Source organism: Nonomuraea sp. 3-1Str, from assembly GCF_031570565.1.
GTDB lineage: Bacteria > Actinomycetota > Actinomycetes > Streptosporangiales > Streptosporangiaceae > Nonomuraea.
Window position 1 is genome coordinate 25,296 of sequence record NZ_JALHBK010000034.1, and the last position, 19,024, is coordinate 44,319.

13 protein-coding genes are annotated in these 19,024 nt (G+C 73.7%); 4 read left to right on the plus strand and 9 right to left on the minus strand.

The annotated features are described in order from the left end of the window. Positions 1-15 precede the first annotated feature (15 nt). A complete protein-coding gene (locus tag MTP10_RS36335) occupies positions 16-1,179 on the plus strand; it encodes an acyltransferase (protein ID WP_310715675.1) in 1,164 nt (387 codons plus the stop codon). On the opposite strand, the gene MTP10_RS36340 is transcribed toward MTP10_RS36335, so the two are convergent. From MTP10_RS36340 to MTP10_RS36360, 5 genes are all read right to left on the minus strand, one after another. After that, positions 1,100-5,284 (minus strand): alpha-(1->3)-arabinofuranosyltransferase family protein, encoded by a 4,185-nt coding sequence (locus MTP10_RS36340; protein WP_310715677.1) that lies wholly within the window; start codon positions 5,282-5,284, stop codon positions 1,100-1,102. The genes MTP10_RS36335 and MTP10_RS36340 overlap by 80 nt on opposite strands. Continuing rightward, the gene (locus MTP10_RS36345; protein WP_310715679.1) at positions 5,278-6,411 is read right to left on the minus strand and encodes a glycosyltransferase family 4 protein; all 1,134 of its coding nucleotides are present in this window, start codon (positions 6,409-6,411) and stop codon (positions 5,278-5,280) included. The genes MTP10_RS36340 and MTP10_RS36345 overlap by 7 nt, the downstream gene beginning before the upstream one ends. Further along, a complete protein-coding gene (locus tag MTP10_RS36350) occupies positions 6,408-7,211 on the minus strand; it encodes a glycosyltransferase (RefSeq protein WP_310715680.1) in 804 nt (267 codons plus the stop codon). Before MTP10_RS36350 ends, MTP10_RS36345 begins: the two co-directional genes overlap by 4 nt. Positions 7,212-7,222: 11 nt before the next feature. Then, positions 7,223-7,357 carry a hypothetical protein gene (locus MTP10_RS36355; protein WP_268959883.1) on the minus strand — a complete coding sequence of 45 codons (135 nt, stop codon included), beginning with the start codon at positions 7,355-7,357 and terminating at the stop codon, positions 7,223-7,225. Positions 7,358-7,471: 114 nt separating this feature from the next. Further along, positions 7,472-9,118 carry a hypothetical protein gene (locus MTP10_RS36360; RefSeq protein ID WP_310715683.1) on the minus strand — a complete coding sequence of 549 codons (1,647 nt, stop codon included), beginning with the start codon at positions 9,116-9,118 and terminating at the stop codon, positions 7,472-7,474. Positions 9,119-9,217: 99 nt separating this feature from the next. Here MTP10_RS36360 and MTP10_RS36365 point away from each other — a divergent pair, with 99 nt between their 5' ends. After that, positions 9,218-11,155, plus strand: a complete 1,938-nt coding sequence (locus MTP10_RS36365) for a hypothetical protein (protein ID WP_310715684.1) — start codon at positions 9,218-9,220, stop codon at positions 11,153-11,155. 55 nt (positions 11,156-11,210) lie between these two features. Here MTP10_RS36365 and MTP10_RS36370 read toward each other — a convergent pair whose 3' ends face one another. Then, complete coding sequence (locus MTP10_RS36370; protein WP_310715686.1) at positions 11,211-13,415, minus strand: acyl-CoA dehydrogenase; 2,205 nt, start codon at positions 13,413-13,415, stop codon at positions 11,211-11,213. 62 nt (positions 13,416-13,477) lie between these two features. Further along, complete coding sequence (locus tag MTP10_RS36375; protein ID WP_310715688.1) at positions 13,478-14,296, minus strand: hypothetical protein; 819 nt, start codon at positions 14,294-14,296, stop codon at positions 13,478-13,480. Positions 14,297-15,015: 719 nt separating this feature from the next. Here MTP10_RS36375 and MTP10_RS36380 point away from each other — a divergent pair. Further along, positions 15,016-16,149, plus strand: coding sequence for a trypsin-like peptidase domain-containing protein (locus MTP10_RS36380; protein WP_310715690.1), 1,134 nt, complete (start codon positions 15,016-15,018; stop codon positions 16,147-16,149). Between the two features lie 20 nt (positions 16,150-16,169). Here the strand turns inward: MTP10_RS36380 and MTP10_RS36385 are convergent, their stop codons facing one another. Further along, positions 16,170-16,742, minus strand: coding sequence for an OmpA family protein (locus MTP10_RS36385; RefSeq protein ID WP_310715692.1), 573 nt, complete (start codon positions 16,740-16,742; stop codon positions 16,170-16,172). After that, positions 16,726-17,319 carry a hypothetical protein gene (locus MTP10_RS36390; RefSeq protein WP_310715693.1) on the minus strand — a complete coding sequence of 198 codons (594 nt, stop codon included), beginning with the start codon at positions 17,317-17,319 and terminating at the stop codon, positions 16,726-16,728. The genes MTP10_RS36385 and MTP10_RS36390 overlap by 17 nt, the downstream gene beginning before the upstream one ends. A 210-nt stretch (positions 17,320-17,529) precedes the next feature. Between MTP10_RS36390 and MTP10_RS36395 the strand changes: the two genes are divergently transcribed. Beyond that, positions 17,530-19,014, plus strand: coding sequence for an alpha/beta hydrolase (locus tag MTP10_RS36395; protein WP_310715695.1), 1,485 nt, complete (start codon positions 17,530-17,532; stop codon positions 19,012-19,014). The last annotated feature ends 10 nt before the right edge of the window (positions 19,015-19,024 follow it).

Below are 19,024 nucleotides of genomic sequence, written 5' to 3' on the forward strand. Positions count from 1 at the left end.
CCCGGAGAGCTGCGTGTGGCGCCGCTCGACGCCCCCGCCCGTCGCGACACCGCCCTCGACGGCATCCGCGCGCTGGCGGCCCTCGGCGTGTGGGTGCTGCACGTGGCCGGCAACACCGGCGTCATGTACCGCGACGGCATGTTCGCCTGGATGACGACCCGGCTGGGCATCGCGGTCCCGATCTTCTTCCTGCTGTCCGGCCTGCTCCTGTACCGGCCGTGGGCCCGCGCCGTGCTGGAGGACACGCCCGCGCCCGGCGCCGGCGGCTACCTGTGGCGGCGCGTGTTACGCGTCATGCCCGCGTACTGGGTGGTGACGACGCTCGCCCTGCTCGCGTGGAGCTCCCTGGACTTCGGCGGCTGGGCGAAGTGGCTGCTCCTGCTGCAGAACTACACCGAGCAGACCCGCGCCCCCGACGGCCTGTACCAGATGTGGACGATGCCGATCGAGATGGCCTTCTACCTGGTGCTGCCGGTCCTGGCCTGGCTGCTGCACCGCTGGGCGCGGCACGGCAACCGGCCCGTGCGGCTGCTCGGCGGCATCGCCGTGCTCCCGCTGGTGTCCTTCGGCAGCGCGGTGGCGGCCCACGTCTTCGACCAGCCGCAGCTCGCCCTGTGGCTGCCGCACCACCTCATCTACTTCGCCGCCGGCATGGCCATGGCCGTGCTCTCGGTGTGGATCAGGGAGAGCCGGGTCGTGGACGCGCTCGCGCCGCAGCTCCTCGTCCTCGCGCTGCTGCTGTACGTGGTGCTGAGCACCGAGGTGGCCGGCCCGCGCACGCTCGACCTGCCGAGCCTTTCGCAGTCGCTCTGGCGGATGATCCTGGAGGCCGCGGTGGCCGTGCTGGTCGTCGCGCCGTTCGCGCTGGCGGCCCGGCGCGACTCGCTCAGGCACCGCGTGCTCGGCAACCCGGTCACCGCGTACCTGGGCCGGATCTCCTACAGCTTCTTCCTCTGGCACGCGCCCGTCATCACCCTGTACTACAAGGTGACCGACACCCAGCCGTTCAGCGGCGACTTCGTCAAGGTGGGCATCCTGACGTTCGTCGGCTCACTCCTCGTGAGCGTGGCCAGCTACCACCTCATCGAGGAGCGGGCGCTCAAGCTGACCGGGCGCCGGTCAGCATCGGCTCCTCCGCCGGAAGCTCCGGCGGAGCGTCAGGCGGAGCCGGTTCGCTGACGAGCCGGCCGAACAGCACGCCCATGGCCGCGCAGGCCACGAGCTGCGGCACGTGGTCGGCGAGCAGGTCCACGTCGGCGCCGTAGTCGCGCAGCGCCATCGCCGCGGCCAGCGACGCCGTCGCCAGGGAGAACAGCAGCGCCGCCGCCCAGTGCGGGGCCGGCCACCACCTCGGCAGCGACCGCCGCGCCGGGGCCCAGAGGACCGCGACGACCGCGGCGAGGACCACGAGCATGCCGGCCCAGCCCGCCACCCAGGCGCCGAACGCCAGCCCCGCGGCGACGGCGTACGGCATGCGCCAGCCGGACAGCCGCGAGCGAGCGGCGGCGGCGGTCTCCAGCACGTGCTCGGGGCGCGGGCCGCGCATCACCAGGGCGAGCAGCGCGAGCACGGCGATGCCGCCCAGGCCGAGCGCGAGCGCCAGCCAGTACGCCCGGTCGGGCCCGTACTCCAGGCGCACGGTCCCCGAGGTGCCGGCGGGCAGCTCCCACGCCTGCTTCCAGCCGTCGATGCGGACCGGCCGCAGCGTCTGGCCGTCGAGGCTCGCCCGCCAGCCGGCGTTGTAGTTCTCGTTGACGACCAGGAACGAGTCCTTGGGCGCCGTCACGCGCACCTCGCGCTCCGACTGCGTCCAGGTGCCGGGGGCCGCGGCGCCCTCGACCGGGAGCGGCTGCTCGGGCAGTGAGCCGATCACCAGGTCGTCGACCGCGAACGGGTCCCAGCCGGCGGCCCGCACCCGGTTGTCGCCCGCCGACAGCGCCGCCCTCGCGCAGCCGGTGAAACGGAGGGGCCGCTGTTCGAGCAGGTCGGCGTAGGTGCCGGTGACGCGGGTCTGGATGACCTTGCCGTTGACCCGCAGCTCGGGGCCCTGGCCGCAGGGCAGCCGGAACGGGATGCCCTCGGGCCGGCTGGCCGGGGCGACGCCGGGGATGATCAGCTCGGTCACCTGGAGACGCCGGGACACGGGGAAGAAGCGCAGCTTGAGCTGGGTCGTGGTGAGCGGCTTGATCTTCAGGACGCCGCCCGCGTCCACGCGCCCGCTGCGGACCACGCCCTTGTCGCCGACGACGACCATGTCGAGCGGCTGTTTGTCGCCGCCGGGCCGGGCGACCTGGAGGCGGGAGATCGTGCGCTTCCCGTTCCAGCGCAGCGTGAGCGTGGGCTCGGCGTCGTTGGGCGAGGGCACCCACGTGGTCGCGGCGTCGGCGTCGAACGCGGACCTCGGCGCGACCACGGGGTCCTTGCTGACCTGCGAGGTGCCCTGGACGCGGGTGAGGTCGCCGCTGAGGCGGCTGTAGCGGTCGGCGAGCCCGGAGTCGCGCAGGACGGCGGTGCCCTGGACGGTGGCGGAGTGCTTGCGCTCGGCGGAGAAGGTGCGGTCGAACCCGGCGCCCTCCTCCCCCGGCCGGGCGAGCAGCGGGTTGCAGACCCACCGGTCGCGGTTGCGCATGCACTCCGGGCGCGCGTCGAGCCCGCGGTCCATCACGTACGCGTCGCCGCTCTCGCCGGGCAGCCTGATCGTGCGGCCCGGCAGCACGCCGGGGATCGTCATCTCGGTGATGCCGACCCGCTGCACGAAGCTCCAGTCGCTGTCGTACGTCGCGAGGATCGTGATCCGCAGCCACGTCGTCGTCCCGGGCGGGGCGCGCAGCGTCTGCGGCTCGTTGGTCTGCCGCACGTCCTGGACGAGCCGGCCGCCCTCGGTCTCCACGGCCACCCGCCTGATCGACTGGCCGAGCAGCACGTTGTTGGTGAAGGTCACCTTGAGGCTCGGGATCTCGCGGGGCTGGGGCAGGTCGACGCGCAGCCACTCGCCCTGCGGCCGGTGCCAGCCACCGCTCTCCCAGCCGGTCTCGTAGTCGCCGTCCATGGCGGCCCACGGGCCGCGGCCGGGGGTGCTCAGGCCGGAGATGGCGTCGGCGTCGGCCACGGAGGAGGAGGCGGTGATCGACGAGATGCCGTCGTACTCGGCGGTCGCTGTCTCCTCCAGCCAGCCGTCCTCCAGCAGGTCGAGCGCCCGTACGCCGGTGAAGTCGGCGCGCCGGTCGGCGGTCAGCGTGGGTGTCCAGTTCGTACGGATCTCGCCGAACTGCCGCTCGCGCAGCCGCAGCGCGTCGCTGACCACGGTCGGCACCTCGTACGTGCTCGCGTCGTCGTTCACCAGCACCGGGCCGGTGCCGAGCAGCCCGAGGTCGCCCATCGTGAGCAGCGAGTCGGGGCCGCCGCGCACGCGCACCGCGTCACCCGCGGACTCCACGCCGACCAGCTCGGAGCCGCCCGCCACCTCGTACAGCTCCAGGGCCGGCGAGGGCCAGTCGACGGAGTCGACCGCGTCGTCGGTGAAGCCGTCGCCCACCTCGCCGCCGAACGAGCGGATGCGGCTGATGCCGGGCGACTCGCGCAGCGTCTCCTGGATGCGGGCCGGCCAGGCGCCCTGGAGGTTGGCGCGCATCAGGTCGTTGCGGACGAGCAGGTAGTGGACGCCGAGCCGGCGCAGCACCTCGGTGAGCCCGGCCGAGCCCTCTCCGGAGGTGAGGCGCTGGTCGATGACGTCCAGCAGCCGGGTCAGGCCGACGGAGCCGGCGGCCGTGACCTGCCGGGTGGTCCAGCGGGCCTTGAACAGCGGCTGCATGGGGTCGTCCACCGGCCGGCCCCACAGGTACTCGCCGAACTTGGCGCCGGGGACGACCAGGACGCCGTCGTCGCCCGCGTTCTCGTTGATCCAGGCCGCCGCCTGCCGCCAGTAGAGCGGCACCTCCTTGAACGCGCCGGGCATGGCGAGCCCCTGGTTGAAGACGGGCAGCACGAGCCCGGCCAGGGCGACCAGGGCGACCACGCGCACCGGCAGGCGGACGTTCGCCCGCGGGCGCGCGACCGGCGCCGGACCGGGCACGGCCGACGGGGCGGCGGGTTCGGCGGGTTCGGCCGACGGGGCGGACGGGGTGACGGCGCGGGCGCGCTGGTAGCTGACGGCGAGCAGGTGGGCCAGGCCGAACGCGATCGGCAGCCGCACCAGCGGGTCGAACTTGCGCAGGTTGCGGAGCGGCGCGAGCGGTCCGTCGAGCAGCCACCGCACCGGCTCGGCGACGATCGGCTCCAGCGCGCTCGTGTGCCCGGCGACCAGCGCGATGACGCCGACCAGGAACAGCGTGACCACGAACCCCCTGGCGGGCAGGTCGCGCCGCACCAGGCCGGCCAGGCCGAGCGCGGCCAGCACGCCGGTGACGACGACCATCGCGGCCGAGGTGGCGATGGCGTAGCCGGGCGGCTGCTGGTCCACCCCGTTCACGGTCAGGAAGCGCACCCAGTCGGAGGTGCCGCGCAGCACGTTCGTCAGCGACGTGACCTGCGTCGTCGTGGACGCCGTCTCGGTGTACGGCAGGAACGAGAACGCGTACCGGCCGACGAGCAGCAGCGGCGCCCACCAGAACAGCGTGGCCACGGTGACCGCGCCGGTCCACCAGCCGAGCATCCGCCAGCGCGGCACCGGCCGGGGCCGGGTCAGGATGTACACGACGGGGGCGACGAGCACGGCCAGCACGGCGACGGCGTTCACGCCGCCGCACAGCGCCACGGCCAGCCCGGACCTGATCGCGCCCCGGGCCCGCTGCCCGGTCTCCGACGCGGTGAGCAGCGGGATGAGGATCCACGGGAGCATCGCGGCGGGCAACCACTCGATCGAGATCTCGCCGAGGATGGACAGCGCGCGGGGCGCGAGCGCGTAGGCCAGGGCGCCGGCGATCCGGGTGCCGGGCGTGCCGATGCCGAGCTGCCGGGACAGCCGCTCCACGCCGAGGAACGCCACGCTGAGCAGCAGCGTCAGCCAGAGCCGCTGCGTCACCCACGGCTCGACGCCGGTGATCTTCCCGAGGGCGAAGAAGGGGCCCATCGGGAAGAGGTAGCCGGCGGCCTGGTTCTGGAGCTGGCCGAAGTGCTGGAGGTCCCACAGGTGGGCGGCGCGCTCCAGCCAGCCGAGGGGGTTGAGCGCCAGGTCGATCTTGGTGTCGCCGATGATGCTGCCGGGCCTGGTGGTGAACGACAGCACCGCGAAGCCGAGGCAGCAGAGCAGCAGCCACAGGCGGTGCCGGACCGTGTCGCTCACCATCGCTCCTCCCCCAGGGGCGCAGGGGCGGTCCACAGGGGGACGGCCGCGGGACTGCCGCGCATGAGCGCGGCCATGCGCTCGGCGCTGCTCTGCCAGGAGAACCGGTCGGCCCACGCGCGGCACCGCGCCGCGTAGCCGTCGCTCCGGCCGCCGGCCAGCTCGTCGAGCGCGGCGGCGACGCCCTTGGCCAGACTTGTGCCCTCGGGCAGCAGCCAGCCGGTCTCGCCGTGCCGTACGGCGTCGCGCAGCCCGTCCACGTCGAAGGCGACCGTGGGGACGCCGAGCGCGGCGGCCTCCAGCACGCACAGCCCCCAGCCCTCGCCCTGGGAGGCGTTGACCTGGAGCCACGCTGAGGCGATGAGCCGTTCCTTGTCCGCTTCGGACAGGTATCCGTGCATGGTGACGCCCTCCGGCAGCCGGGCGCGCAGGCGCGCCTCCTCGGGGCCCCGGCCGACGAGGTCCACGGTCAGGCCGGGCCAGCGCTCCCTCAGCTCGGTCACCGCGTCGAGGAGCAGGTCCACGCGCTTGTGCGCGACGAGCCGGCCGACGCAGACGAGCCGGGGGGCGGCGCTCTTACGGATGTCCGCGGGCGTGCTGACGCTCACGCCGTTCGGGATGATCTGGATGGGCCCGGTCCAGCCGAGCCGCTCGCGCATGGCGTTCACCGTCGACGGCGACACGGCCACGCTCTGACGCCGGCGGTAGGTCCACCGGGAGACCGGCCCCTCCAGGAGGCGCCCGACCGCGGCGAGCCAGCGCGGCAGGTGGACGCCGAACTGCCGGTCGTGGACGTGGTGGACCACGCACAGCACGGTGGTGCGGCGGGGCAGCACCCACGGGGTGAAGAACGGGATGCCGTTCTGGCAGTCGAGCACCACGTCGAACCACGACCGGCGCGGCAGCAGCCAGGCCAGCACCCGGGGATAGACGGAGAACGGACCGCCCATGCGGACCAGCCGTACCCCGTCGATCTCCTCCCGGGCGGGCTGCCCGGGAGCGCGCGCGGTCACGAAGTGAACGCGGTGGCCCGCCGCCGCGAGGCGGCGGGCCATCTCCCACGCGTACGTCTCGGCGCCACCGGCGGCCGGGTGCCACGGATCCCGCCAGTTGACGACGGCGATGTTCACGGATATCCGACGGGGTCGAGCGGCGGCTCCCAGGCGGGCGCGGCGGAGGCGCGCGGCTCCAGGTGGAGCGTCAGCCAGATCCGGCCGAGCTCCACCAGGATGCCGGCGCTGTGCCGGGCCGGTGAGAACCGCGAGCCCGGCATGTCGCGCCACTGGACGGGGATCTCCAGCACGGTCGCGCCCTTCTCCGCGCACCGGGCGAGCAACTCGACGTCGAAGGCGAAGCCGGGTGTGCGCAGCCGCGGGGCGACCTCGCGGACGAGTGCGCCGTCGAAGAACTTGAAACCGCACTGGGTGTCGCTCACCCCGCGCACCAGCACCCTGGCCAGCGAGCGGAAGCCGACGGCGCCCAGCTCGCGGACCCGGCTGTGCCGGTTCTCCACGTCGGAGAAGGCGTGGGCGCGCGAGCCCACGACCACCCGCTCACCGGAGAGCAGCAGGCCGAACGCGACGTCGAGGGCGCGCAGGTCGGTGGCCATGTCCGCGTCGCAGAACCCCACGAACGGGGCGCGAGTCTGGAGCAGGCCGGCGCGGACGGCGGCCCCCTTGCCCGGGGTCGCGCACCGGGTCAGCCGGACCGGGACCTTCCCCCGCGGCCAGGTGCTGACGATCTCCGCGGTGGAGTCCGTGCTGTTGTTGTCGACCACGATGACGGCGGTCGGGAACGGCATGCGGGCAAGCTTCGCGCACAGCTGCAGGAGCCCCCCGGGGAGTCGCCCTTCCTCGTTGTAGGCGGGAATGACGATCTCGAGCAGTGGTGGTCGGCTCGCCCGCTCGTCCCCTTGACGGGAGGGCGGCATGGCGGTGGTGTCTACCGGTCGCCGTAGTTGTAGAGCGGCTGGTTCACGGGCGTCGCGGTGGCGCCGGTGAAGGAGACCGTCGTGACGGTCGCGACGAGGGCGGCCACGGCGATGCCGATGATCGCTGCTAAGAGGATCTTGATCACTGGGGGGTTCCTCCTGGGGCGCGGCACATTGGGGGACCGTCACCAACCTAGAACCAATTCTTGCTACTCGGAAGTAGCTAAACGAAATCTTAATAAAGCCACTGATCAATAGGCCTATTCGGACGAACCTTGAGCAATCGGTCCACCCAAACGGTACAGCCGCAGGTCGGAAGCGTCCACGAGCAGCTTCGCGCCCCTCAGCCACCGGTCGAACCCGGCCCGCTCGGCCGGGGTTCCCGCGTCCACGACCACGTACCGAAACCCCGCCCGGAGCAGGTCTGGCGACGGCATTTCTAGTACGTGTTCTAGATTTTGCGCCCGCTGGTCCTCGCTCGGGACGACCAGGTCGCCGACGCGCACGGTGTCGTTGGCGACCACCTCCCGCCCCCCGCCGCCGAAGAAGCGCTGCGCCGGGTCCAGCACCGCCCGTCCGCCGTTCCAGGCGAAGCGCCGGTACGACTCGAACGGCAGGACGAGCACGTCGCCCGGCTCGGGGTCGCGCCGGATCAGCTCGCGGGCGGCCGTCCAGCTCTCCGGGTACGGCACCGCGCGCAGTGCCCCGGTCGCGCCCCACGCCATCGTGGGCAGCACGGCGACCGGCACCAGGGCCAGGACCGCCACGGCCCACCGGCCACCGCCGGCGAGCGCCCTGGCCGCGGCCGCGGCGGCCAGTCCCAGCCCGACGGCCTCCAGCAGCGCCAGCGGGGCGACGAACTGCTGGGCGTCCCGGAGCACCGCGAACCCGCCCCACAGGTGGACCAGCCAGGTGAGCGCCGCCCTGCCCGGGGCCGTCACGCCGAGGCACGCCACCCCGAACCCGGCCACGGCCGCCACCACCAGGCCCCATCGCCACCCGAGGCCCCCCGCAGGCCCGGCGCCCGAGGCGGCCCGCCCGCGCCGGGCGAAGCCGGCGAGCGCGGCGAACCCCGCGATGCCGGCCAGGGACAGCAGCAGGCGGGCCACCGCGCCGAGCGGCGTGCCGTACCCGGCGGGCACCGCGTGCGCGTTCCAGATCCCACCCAGCGACAGCAGGCTCCCCACGGCGCCGAACGGCCCGTCCGCCCGCGCCGCGAACGCCTCCACCCCGACCCCGTCCCCGGTCACCCCCGCGGGCCGCAGCAGCGCCGGCACCAGCCACGGCAGGCTGAACACCACGAGCACGACGGCCACCGGCACCACCCGGCGCCACCGCCCGGCCGTCACCGAGCGGTCCGGGCTCAGCAGCGCCACGGGAAGGGCGGTCAGCGCGGTCACCGTCATGGCGGCGAACCCGCCCACCGCCGCGGGCAGCATCGCCACCGCCGGCCGCCACGCGGACCCCCTCCTGGCGGGCTCCCGGGCCACGGCGCCCACCACCCACGGCAGCCCGGCGTACCCAAGCAGCAGCGCCCACTGCCCCATCAGCAGCCGCTCGGCCACGTACGGGTTCCACACGTAGAACGCCCCCGCCACCAGCCGGGGCCCGAGCCCGTCCGACGGCACCAGCCGCGCCGCGCCCGAGCAGCCGAGCACGAAGACGCCCAGCAGGACGGCCTTCTGCACCAGCTCCCCCTGCAGCGCCGCCGACAGGGCCGTGACGACCGCGTCGCTCGGCACCACCCGCGGCGCGCCCCCCGAGAGCCCGAACGTGAAGCGCGAGAACTCGGGGTCCGGCACGAACACCATGTCCTGCACCAGCACGAACCCCCACCCCAGAGCGGGCCCGAGCGCGAGGCAGCCCAGCGCGAGGCCGAGCAGGGCAGCGGCCGGGGTCCGGGGCATTCCGCTATGACATCACAACCACACAACGGGCATTCCGCCTGAATCTGCTCCTGGATACGCTTCGCCAGACCGGGGGGACCGGGGGACCGGGAGGACTGGGTGACCAGCGAGTCGGGGGCGGCGGCCCGTACGAGCCCGCCCAGAGATGGGCGGGCCAGAGATGGGCGGCCCGGTGGTGGGCTGCACGTTGATGGGCAGCACGGTGATGGGCGGCACGGCGACATCGTGCTGGCCGCGGCCATCGCCCTGATCGCCGTCCAGCTCGTCTGGAGGTTCGACTTCGTCCGCCGCACGTACTTCCGCCAGGACGACTTCACCTTCATCGCCCGCGGCCTGGAGCACGACCTGACGTGGGACTACCTCATGCGGGTCGACTACGGGCACCTGGTGCCGGGGCCGTTCGCGATCCACTGGGCGATGGGCCGGCTCGGCGTCTACAACGAGGTGCTGGCCCACGCCGTCACGATGGGCCTGCTGGCCGCCGCCGGGTTCGCGCTGCTGCGGCTGCTGCGGCTGCTGTTCGGGACCCGGCCGGCGATCCTGGTGCCGCTCGGGTTCTACCTGCTGACGCCGCTGACCGTCTCGTCGCTGTCGTGGTGGGCCGTGGTCGTCGAGACGCTGCCGTTCCAGGTGGCGCTGGCGATGGCGCTGGGCTCCCAGGTCCGCTACGCCAGGACCGGGCGGTTCCGGCACGCGGTGGCCGTGGCGGGCTGGGCGGTGCTCGCCATGGTGTTCTTCGTCAAGGCGCCGTTCATCCTCGTGCTGGCGTTCGTGCTGACGATCGGCTGGTTCCCGCCGGCCAGGCGGCGCGCCGCCTGGCTGCTCTACCTCGCCGTCGTCGCCGGGTACGCGGCGGTGTTCTTCCGGCAGCTGTTCACCTCGGTGCAGCTCACCAACGACACGATCCGGCCGGCGCTCCCCGACCCGGCCGTGGCCGTGAGCTTCGCGTGGAAGCTGCTCACCGGCTCCCTGGTGCCGGGGACGCTGGGCGGGCCGTGGCAGTGGTACCCGATCAGCGAGGACTACGCCATCGCCGCCGCCCCCCGGCCGCTCATGTGGGCCGCCCTCGGCGTCGCGCTCCTGGCCGTGGGCGTGTCGCTGTGGCACCGCAGGCGGGCCTGGCTGGCGTGGCTGACGCTGCTCGGCTACTTCGCGCTGGCCGACGTGGTCCCCGTCATGATCGGGCGGGTCGTGCAGCTCGGCCCGGACCTCGGCGGGCAGGAGCTGAGGTACGTCTCCTCCACCGCGATGGTGCTGGCCGTCGTGATCGGCCTCGCGTTCGTCCCCGTACGGGGCGAGGTGGATCCCTGGCGGCGCCCCGCCCCCGGGCCCCGGCGGCTGCGGCGCCTGCGCGCCGGGCTCCGGTACGCCTGGGTCCCGGTGGCCGCCGCGTTCGCCGCCGGCTCGGTCTGGTCGGCCGCCGGGTACGCGCGGATGCCGCTCGGCGAGCACGTCAGGAGCTACGTCGAGACCGGCCGGACGGCCCTCGCGCGGGCCCCGCACGGCGCGGTCGTCCTCGACACGCACGTGCCCGCCAAGGTCGTGCTCCCACTGTTCTTCCGCGACTACGCGCTGACCTCCCGGGTGCTCGGCCCGATCGCGCCGAACCCGGTGACCTGGACGCGGACCCTGACCGGGCCGGTGCCCAACCCGCTGGCCTTCGACGACGCCGGCCGGCTGCGCCCGGTCGAGATCCAGGGCATGACCATCCCCCAGCGCGGCGGCTGCACCCCGGTCACGGGGCGGGAAAGACGCTTCGAGCTGCCCGCTTCCCTGCCGGACGGCGAATGGACCGTCCAGGTCGGCTACCTCAACCCCGTGCCGGCCACGATCGCGGTGCGGCTCGGCGGGGCCGTCACGACGGTCCCAGCGGGCAAGGACTTCGGCTGGACGTTCGCCACGGTCAAGGGCGGGGGCACCGACCTGGCCGTCCGCGCGCTGGACGGCCGTACGGTCTGCGTGGGCGAGATCAAGGTCGGCGTGCCGCGCCCCGCCGCCAACGGCACCCCGACCCCGCTCCAGCCCGTCAGCCCGTGAACCCCCGTAGGGGGCCGGTCGGCGGCCGGCCCCCACCTCTACGCGGCCCCCGCGGTCAGTGGCCGGGCTCGGGGTCCCGGGGCAGGCCGAGCATGCGCTCGCCGATGATGTTGAGCTGCACCTCCGTCGTCCCGCCGTAGATCGTCATGGCGCGCGTGGCGAGCACCGCCCGGTTCCAGTAGCCCGCGTCGCCGAGCGTCATGTCGGCCGCCACCACGGCCGCCGAGCCCAGCAGCGAGACCGCGGTCTCCGACACGTGCTGGGCGTGCGAGGTGGACAGCAGCTTGCGCACCGACGCGTCCGCGCCCGGCTCGGAGCCGGCGAGCTGCTTGAGCGTCACGCGCAGCGACAGCGCGTTGATCGAGTGCCCCTCGCAGATCACCTCGGCCACCTGGTGCGCCTCGACCGGGGTGAGCTCCCGGCCGAGCCGGCCGGCCAGCCCGACGAGGTCGGGCACGGACGCGCCGGTGCCGCCCGAGCCGGAGGAGAGCGAGACGCGCTCGTTGGACAGCGTGTTGCGCGCCACCCGCCAGCCGTCGCCCACCTCACCGACCACCAGGTCGTCGGGCACGAACACGTCGTCGAGGAACACCTCGTTGAACAGGTTCTCGCCGGTCATCTCGGTCAGCGGCCGGACCGTCACGCCGGGCGCCTTCATGTCGACCAGGAAGTACGTGATGCCCTCGTGCTTGGAGCCGGCCGAGGAGTTGCGGGCGATGCAGATGCCCCACTCGGCGACGTGCGCGACGGAGGTCCAGATCTTCTGGCCGTTGAGCCGCCAGCCGCCTTCGACCTTCTCCGCCTTCATCTGCAGCGAGGCCAGGTCGGAGCCCGCCCCCGGCTCGGAGAAGAGCTGGCACCAGATCGTCTCGCCGCTGAGCGTCCTGGGCAGGAAGCGCTCCTGCTGCTCCTGCGTGCCGTACGAGACGATCGACGGCACCACCCACGCACCGATGATCATGGCGGGGAGCCGCACCCGGGCGGCCTTCAGCTCCTGGGCGATCAGCACCTGCTCCAGCGGCGAGGCCGCGCGGCCCCACGGCTTGGGCAGGTGCGGCATGACGAACCCGCGCTCGGCCAGCGCCCGCCTCTGCTCCACGCCCTCCAGCGCCTTGATCTCGGCGATCTCGGCGCGGATCGACTCGCGCAGCCGCTCGGCGCCCTCGGGCAGGTCGATCTCCATCTCCCGGGACACGCCGCCCATGGCCAGGTCCGTGACCGTGGCCGCCCAGCCGGCCGACGCGCCGAGCAGCGCGCGCAGCGTCAGGGCGCGCCGGTAGTACAGGTGAGCCTCGTGCTCGAAGGTGTAGCCGATGCCGCCGAACGTCTGGATCGCGTCCTGCGCGCACCGCACGGCCGCGTCGGGCGCCATCACACCGGCGATCGCGGCGGCGTACTCCAGCTCGCCGCCCTCGGCGCGGGTGGCGTCCCAGACCGTCGCGCGGGCCTGCTCCAGCGCCACGAGCATCCGCGACAGCTTGTGCTTGATGCCCTGGAACTGGCCGATCGGGCGGCCGAACTGCACGCGTACCTTGGCGTAGTCGGAGGCGGCGCGCACGCACCACGCGGCCAGGCCCGCGGCCTCCGCCCCGAGCAGGACGGCGGCCAGGTTGCGCACGTCGAGCCCCTGCACGCCCTCCAGCACCCGGGCGGCGGGCACGGTGGCGTCCGCCACCTCCACCTTGGCCGACGACCTGGTCAGGTCCAGGGACTTGAGCGAGGTGACGCTCGCGTCCGAGGCGTCGAGCGCGATCCACACCTCGCCGCCGTCGGTGGACACGGGCAGGATCAGCACATCCGCGGACGCCCCGCCGAGCACCGGCTCGACGGAGCCGGACACGACCAGCGACCCGTCGGCGGCCCGCGTCCCCGTCAGCCTGCCGCCCGGACCCCCGACCGCGGCGCCTCCCGTGAGCGCCACCGCGCCCGTGAGGGTGCCGTCGGCCAGGCCGGTGAGCAGGTCGTGCCGCTTGGAGGCGTGGACGACCGCGCTCGCGAGCACGGTCGGCACGTACGGTCCGGGCGCCATCCGCTCGGCCAGCGCCTCGACGGCGACCGCGGCCTCCAGCAGCCCGTAGCCGGAGCCGCCGGCCTCCTCGGGCAGGTGCAGCCCCAGCAGGCCCTGCTCGGCGAGCCCCGACCAGAACGGGGGACGCTCATCCGTCGCGGATCGCAGCAGCTCGGCGGGGATGTTCCGCTCCGCCCAGCCGCTCACCGACTCCCGGAGCGCCTCATGCTCCTCGTTCAACCCGATCGCCATCGCTCATCCTCCAGCCGAGGTCCCGGTCATGCCAGAACCATATTCTAGAGGATGCTTCTGGCCTAGATGGGGGCGATCCGGTCGGCGATCGTGTTGAGGTCACGCCAGCGGCTCTTGCCGCTCTCGGGGACGGAGGCGAACAGCATCGCGGGCTTCGCCCGGCCCGTGTCCACGACCGAGACGAGGCCCTGCGCCACGCGCTGCCCGCCGTCCGCGTCGTACGCGACCCTGAAGGCCAGCGTCCACCCCTTGCCCAGGGGCGTACGCTCCGAGCCCGTCCAGGTGAGCGTGGCCCCGGCCGGGTACTGCGCGCCCAGCGCCCACGTCGCGGCACGCGCGGCGAGCTTGCGGTAGTCGGAGTCCTTCACCGGGCGGGCCGCCGGGGTGGCGCCCGGCAGCGGCGCCGAGCCGATCAGGGCGCCCGGGACGGCCGCCTTGCCGGCGCGCTGAGCCACCGAGAACGGCGCTGACGTCGCGCTCTTCCACGGCAGGCCGAGCCGCGGGTACGACAGGCCCGCCTTCGGGTCGCTGACCAGGCCGATGACGACGCTGGCCGTGCCCGGCAGCACGGCGTACTCCTTGGCGGCGGGCACGGGCGGCAGCGCGACACCGGTGGACGACGGCGTGGACGACGGCACGGCCGACCGGGCGAGCGTGGCGGCGGGCTCCTTCGCGGCTCCGGCGGGCGGGGGCGCGATCGAGCCCCCCTGCGGCAGGCTCTGGTCCTTGGGCACGTCACCCGAGAAGACGGCGAAGATCAGCAGCACGGCCACCACCGTGGCGATGATCGCGCCGACGAGGTACACAACCCGGATGGGGATGTCGCCGATGCGGCTCATCAGCCCGGACCCGGGCGGCGGGGGCGGCACGACCGGGGGCATGGGGTACTGCTGCGACGCGGGGCCCGGCCCGTGCCCCAGCCGCGTCGCGGCCCCGGCACCCGCCTGCGCTCCGCCCGTCTGCGCCCCGGAACCGTTCCCGGCCAGTGAATCCGCGTGCGGCACGGACGGCGGGACGGCTTGGGGCCCCGACTCGCGACCGGGACGGGCACCGTACGGCGGGGTGGTCAGCGGCCCGGACCGGGGCGTGGTCTGCGGCCCGGACTGCGGCGCGGCCCGTGGTCCGGACTGCGGCGTGGCCTTCGGTCCGGACTGCGGCGTGGCGGGAGGCTCGGAGGGCTGAGGGCCGGACGGCTGCGGGCCGGACGGCGGGCCCGGTCGGGGCCGGGCATGCGGCGGCGAGCCCTGCGGCGAACGCGACGGCGGCCCCGCGGTGCCGCCAGAGGGCTGAGGGCCGGAGGGCCGGGAACCGGGCGGCCGGGGGATCACGACCGTCTCGTCCGCGGGCACGACGATCTTCCGGAACGGGGTCGTGGGAGCATCGTGATTGGGCTGCTGGTCACCGACGTCCGCCATGACCTTGAGGTTACGTCACTTCAGACCGGGATATTTCCGCCATGTCCTGGCCAGAATATTGTTCTGGAACCCCTGGCCCCCACCCCCGTACCCCGCCATATCCTCAAACCCCTGCACACCCGCGCCGACCAGGACAAATGGTGAAAAAACGTATCTTTCACCGGTGGCAGGGAAGGTACCACCCCATGAGGAAGATCGTCGCGGGATTCGTCCTGACCGTCCTGCTGACCGGCTGCTCGGCGATCCAGTCCGCCACGACGACCGGCTCTTCGACGTCCGGTGCCTCAGCCTCCGGCGCCACGGCCACCTCGACGGCCGGCTCCCCGGCCGGCACGGCCACCGCGCCCGCCCGCCCGCCCGCGAGTCCCCCCGTCGTCCCCACGTCGCCCCAGTCCCTGGAGACGGCCTACGAGCAGGTCATCAAGGAGGTCCTCCCGTCGATCGTGCAGATCACCACCAAGGTGGGCCTCGGCTCCGGGATCGTGTACGACTCCGCGGGGCACATCCTCACCAACGCGCACGTGGTCGGCGAGGCCACGCAGATGCAGGTGACCCTGGCCACCGGCGGCGCCGGCCGGTCCGCCCGGCTGGTCAGGTCGTTCCCCGCCGGCGACCTCGCGGTGATCAAGGTGGACGACCCCAGAGGGCTGAGGCCGGCCCGGTTCGGCGACTCCGCCAGGCTGCGGGTCGGCCAGCTCGTGCTCGCCATGGGCAACCCGCTGGGCCTGTCGGGCAGCGTGACCGACGGCATCGTCTCGGCGCTCGGCCGCACGGTCAGCGAGCCGCAGGATCCCGGCTCCCCCGGCGCGACGATCGCCAACGCCATCCAGACCTCGGCCTCCATCAACCCCGGCAACAGCGGCGGCGCCCTGGTGGACCTGTCCGGCCAGGTCATCGGCATCCCGACCCTCGCCGCGACGGACCCGAACCTGGGCGGCGGCGCGGCCCCCGGCATCGGCTTCGCCATCCCGAGCAACACCGCCACGGACATCGCCGCGCAGATCGTCCGCGACGGCAAGGTCACCAACACGCACCGCGCCGCCCTCGGCATCAGGGGCAGCACGGTCGTCGGCGACAACGGCCAGACGACGGGGGTCGGGGTGGTCGGCGTCGAGCCGGGCAGCGGCGCCGAGAAGGCGGGCATCCGGCCCGGCGACGTGATCGTCTCCGTCAACGGCACCGAGACGCCCACGATGTCCGCCCTGTCCGAGATCCTGACCACCCTCAAGCCGGGCGACCAGGTCAAGGTCGGCCTCATCCGCGCGGACGGCACGCGGACCACGGTCACGGCGACCCTGGGCGAGCTGCCAGGCGACTGACCGGGCGTCCATCCCGCGGCTCACTGACGGGCGTCGAAGACGATCTCCACCCGGCGGTTCTTGGCCCGGTTGCGCTCCACCGGCTTGCCGTCGACGAGGTTGGGCAGCCTGGGCCGGGTCTCGCCGTACCCCTGCGCCTGGAGCGTGACGCCGGCGTCCCCGAGCAGCCCGCGCAGGCCCCGCTCGACGGCCTGGGCGCGCCGCTGGGAGAGGCGCAGGTTGTAGGAGTCGGAGCCCTGATCGTCCGTGTGCCCCTGCACCTTGACCACGCCGCCCGCCGCCTCGGCCCTGACCTTCTCCGCGACGCCCTGGAGCCGCTTCCTGGCGGCGCCGGTCAAGGCCCACTTGTCCACGGCGAACAGCACGTCGCTGGTGAGCGCGACCGTGACCTGGGCGCCCTGCTTCGTCTCGCTCTGGGTGCCGTCGAGCGACTCGACCTCGCCGACGATGTCCTCGACGGGCAGCACGAGGTCCTCCACGACCGCGTTCGCGTCCGACGGGACGGGCGGGGTGGTCGGACCGGCCGGCGGGTTCGCCGGCACCAGCAGCCCGGCGGCGACGCCCAGGGCGGCGACGCTAAGAGATCGGAACATCGGTGAGCACGCCGATCATCGGCATCTCCACGTTGACCTGCGTGACGTCCGCGGGCGGGGCCGCGAAGACGGCGTAGAGCGAGCTCGTCTGGCCCCCCTCCAGGAACTGCCCCTGGGTACGGGAGCAGACGCACTCGCTGTCGGCGGTCGCGCCGTTGCGGGCCACGCGGTAGCGCTTGGCGTTGACCGGGTCGATCAGGGAGACGGCCGAGACCGAGTAGTCCAGCGTCCCGGTGCTCATGCCGTTGTGCATGTTGACCTTGCCGTCGAGGGCGGTGACGGTCCAGTTGAGGGTGACGGTCCTGCCCTGCCGCTTCAGGCCGGTGATGTCGACCCGCGCCTTGCCGTTCTGGCCGCCGCTCGAGGTGCTCGCCTGCCGGCTCGCGATCGCCGCGGTGGCCTCGGCCGCCTTGGTCGCCTCGGTCTGCTGGGGCGCCGGGGCGGCGGTCGTGGTCTCGGCGCGGGCCGCGGTCTGCTGGGCCTGCCCGTCCCCGGCGCCGCCGGCCTGCCGGCCTGGAAGCACTCCGCAGCCGGCCAGCGCGACGGCCGCCACGGCCAACGCGATCGTCTTGCGCATGATCCTGGATCACCTTTCGAGAACGTCGCCGGAGTCCGCATCGGAAGCCGGGTCACTCCCCCGACAGACTCCCACAACCAGAACAAATGCCTCAACTTTCACCGTCGTCACAGGTCAGCGCTCGTCAAGAGCCTCGCAACCGGCACGTCCCAATAATCAAGGGCCAACCAGGCGAATCCACACACTCGGCCGCCAGACGAGGACACGACCATGCGACGCCTACCCAGCGTGATCACACCCGCACTCGCCGGCCTGCTCATCGCCGGCCTCACGGCCACCGCCCAGCCCGCGCGGGCCGCGGAGGCGGCACCGGCACCCGGCCGGCCAGCCGCGCTCGGCGCCCTCTACGGCCAGCGGCTGTCGTGGATCGCCTGCGGCGGCGGCTACCAGTGCGCCAAGCTGAAGGTGCCGCTGGACTACGCCAAGCCGGGCGGCGACCGGATCGACATCGCGGTGATCCGCCTGCCCGCCACCGGCCGGCGTGCCGGGGCGGTCGTCGTCAACCCGGGCGGTCCCGGCGAGTCGGGCGTCCAGGCGGCCAGGCAGGCCGACGCGTTCCTCTCCCCCGCCGTCCGCGCCCGGTTCGACCTGGTCGGGTTCGACCCCCGGGGCGTGGGCGCCTCCACCGCGGTGCGCTGCTTCACCGACGCCCAGCTCGACGGCTACTACGCCATCGACAGGTCGCCGGACACGGCCTTCGAGGTCAAGAACCTCGACCTGGCGCAGAAGCAGTTCGCCCAGGCGTGTCAGGCCCGCTCCGGCAAGCTGCTGCCCCACCTGGCCACCACCGACGCGGCCCGCGACATGGACGTGCTGCGCTCCGCCCTCGGCGAGTCCCGCCTGACGTATGTGGGCTACTCGTACGGCACCTTCCTCGGCGCCACGTACGCCGACCTGTTCCCCGGGAAGGTGCGGGCGCTGGTGCTCGACGGCGCCATGGACCCCACGCGAACCGGCGACGAGCTCGGCACCGGGCAGTCCGGCGGCTTCGACGTGGCCTTCGAGTCGTTCCTGCGCGACTGCTTCAAGGCCAAGGACTGCCCGTTCCCGACGCACCGGCTGGGCGCGGCGAACAAGAAGGTCGAAGCCCTGCTGACGCGGGTGGACAGGGCTCCGCTGCGCAACGTGTACGACGGCCGGCAGGTCAGCCAGGCGATCGCGGTGACGGGCGTCCTGTCGGCCCTCTACAGCGAGTCCGCCTGGCCCATGCTGCGGCAGGCGCTGGCCGACGCGTTCCAGGGGGACGGGACGAGGCTGCTGCTGCTCGCGGACCTCTACAACGAGCGCCGGGCGGACGGCACGTACACCAACAGCTTCGCCGCGCACGAGGCCATCGACTGCCTGGACCACCCGCCCACCCGCAAGGCCACGGCCAGGACCGGGACGACGCCGTGCGACTACTGGCCGGTCAGGAGGAAGAGGTCGATCCGGCCGCTGCGGGCCGACGGCGCTCCGCCCATCCTGGTGATCGGCACGCTGCGCGACCCCGCCACGCCGTACAAGTGGGCGCAGGCGCTGGCCTCGCAGCTCTCGTCGGGTGTGCTGCTGACCTTCGACGGCGACGGGCACACCGCCTACCGCAAGGGCTCGGCGTGCGTGGACCGGCTCGTGGACCGGTACCTGACGACACTGGCCGCCCCCTCGAACGGCACGAACTGCCCGAAGGTCAAGCCCGTCGGGGCATCCCGCCAATAGCCCCGTCCGC